This is a genomic window from Moorena sp. SIO2C4, from assembly GCF_010672485.1.
GTDB classification, from domain to species: Bacteria; Cyanobacteriota; Cyanobacteriia; order Cyanobacteriales; family Coleofasciculaceae; genus Moorena; species Moorena producens.
The window spans coordinates 1-1,963 of sequence record NZ_JAAHGN010001259.1; the positions used below are offsets into that span (position 1 = coordinate 1).

Genomic DNA, 1,963 nt, shown 5'->3' on the forward strand with positions numbered 1-1,963 from the left:
TGAGGGATTGCTCGCTTGGCGGGAACAAGACTTTCTTGGGTCCCCCGCCCCCCTAGCCCCCCAAGCGAGGGATTGCTCGCTTGGGGGGAATTAGCGGATGCTTAGCTTTTTTAAAGATGGGAATTTAGGGGTCTTGACCACAATCAGATGATTGCGCATTCATACTTCAATTCAGCAACGTCCTAAATTATACATTCTTAATTCTGAATTCTTAATTCTCAATTCTTAATTCTCAATTCTCAATTCTCAATTCTCAATTCTCAATTCTCAATTCTCAATTCTCAATTCTCAATTCTTAATTCTCAATTCTTAATTCTCAATTCTTAATTCTCAATTCTTAATTCTACATTCTTAATTCTCAATTCTTAATTCTACATTCTTAATTCTCAATTCTTAATTCTACATTCTTAATTCTCAATTCTTAATTCTCAATTCTTAATTCTACATTCTTAATTCTTAATTCTTAATTACCCCTAAAACTCCCCAAAAAAACTTTTATAAAACCCTTGACAAACTAAATTATAATCATTACAATAATCACTATAAGCACAATGAGTTCAGTTTTTTAGTGATGTCCAAAAAATTTTCCCAAAATTTCAAAAAACAACCCGCTAAGCACGTCCTGAAAGGTTCTCGTGAAGCCGTCATTTATAGTATGCAGATGCTATATTCCCTAGGCTATGGGTCGATTGCTGAATGGACCCCTCTGGAACCAACTGATGTTCCCGGGGAAGTGATGACTACCATAACCAAGTATTGGCTGTTGCCATAACACTTTAAATTTCTGGGGGGATTTCCCCCCCTTGCGTGACCTTTGGCCAATCAAATCATCACATCGGGTTAGATTTGGGAACTTAGTGATATCACAATTTCAACTGACTTATTGTGGAGTTGAAATAGCCGTGGATAGTATTTCTACGGCTATTTTTTTGGAAGCTATCAGCGGTCAGCGGTCAGCTATCAGTTATCAGCTATCAGCTATCAGCTATCAGCTATCAGCTATCAGCTATCAGCTATCAGCTATCAGCTATCAGTGATTAGCTTATGTGCTACGCACACGCTACGCGAACAGCTACGCGCAATCGGTGCTTTTGAATACAATAAGCTGACGGCTGACAGCTGACGGCTGACGGCTGAATGCTTAGCTAAAATACTATTAGCCTTAACTAATACTTAAATCATGGACGATTTAAATTACTATTTAGACAAATACGACGCTATACCCTTAGATACTGATCAATACAAAAATAGTTATGTCGGCTGGGCACTAGACTTTTTTATTGACGAAACAAAGGTAATAAATCCTTATTTAGATATTACCTTACGATTAGACTTAACCGATGCCGAAAATAATTATAACGATAATTTCAAAAATGACTATTCAACTTTTACGTGTTTCTTAATCTGGAAATTACTTAAAGCCCTGAAAAAACATCCTCCTTTTTGGTGGAGATTTATTAACCAGAAATGGTATCAAATTAATAATCCACCATTATTTTGTCCGACAGCAGTGGGAGGCGAAGTTCGATTTGCAGAAATGATCATTAATAATGCCACAAAATTAGGATGGCTTGAATTTTATCAACTATACAGAAATAGCAAAGACAGTATTTTCGCTAATCCTATATTGCCCAATAATAATGATAGATACTATGCTTACCAACTAGGTCAATTTGTTGGTAATCTTCCTGGCTTGGATTTTTTAAGTTTTTCTATGCAGACAGGTCGTGGAAATACCCAGAGTTTTTTCTACTTTGGAAAGCGAACCTACGACAATAATCAGCAAAGACTAACGGTGCCTTTAGCTATCAAATTTCACCATAGCAATTTAGATCCAATGCTAATCGAAGTGTTAGTTAAGGATTATCTAGCTGAATTAAGTAAGCATTAATACAGTATTTTTTACTTGGTTGAGGTGAAAATTCTGGCGTTGCTGATTCTGGGTATGGTGAAATTTGATAGA

3 protein-coding genes are annotated in these 1,963 nt (G+C 36.3%); all 3 read left to right on the forward strand.

The features are described from left to right. The first annotated feature begins 571 nt into the window (after positions 1 to 571). The 3 genes from F6K20_RS36350 (at position 572) to F6K20_RS36360 (ending at position 1,891) form a co-directional block, all read left to right on the forward strand. The gene (locus tag F6K20_RS36350) at positions 572 to 772 is read left to right on the forward strand and encodes a hypothetical protein (RefSeq protein ID WP_008185945.1); all 201 of its coding nucleotides are present in this window, start codon (positions 572 to 574) and stop codon (positions 770 to 772) included. Between the two features lie 130 nt (positions 773 to 902). After that, complete coding sequence (locus tag F6K20_RS36355) at positions 903 to 1,037, forward strand: hypothetical protein (RefSeq protein ID WP_267872050.1); 135 nt, start codon at positions 903 to 905, stop codon at positions 1,035 to 1,037. Positions 1,038 to 1,180: 143 nt separating this feature from the next. Beyond that, a complete protein-coding gene (locus F6K20_RS36360; protein WP_287298074.1) occupies positions 1,181 to 1,891 on the forward strand; it encodes a hypothetical protein in 711 nt (236 codons plus the stop codon). Positions 1,892 to 1,963: the final 72 nt, after the last annotated feature.

What these genes read in the sequence shown, in the direction of transcription:
- F6K20_RS36360 (WP_287298074.1), top strand. Translation starts at nt 1,181, where the DNA reads ATGGACGATTTAAATTACTATTTAGACAAATACGACGCTATACCCTTA.
- F6K20_RS36350 (WP_008185945.1), top strand. Translation starts at nt 572, where the DNA reads ATGTCCAAAAAATTTTCCCAAAATTTCAAAAAACAACCCGCTAAGCAC.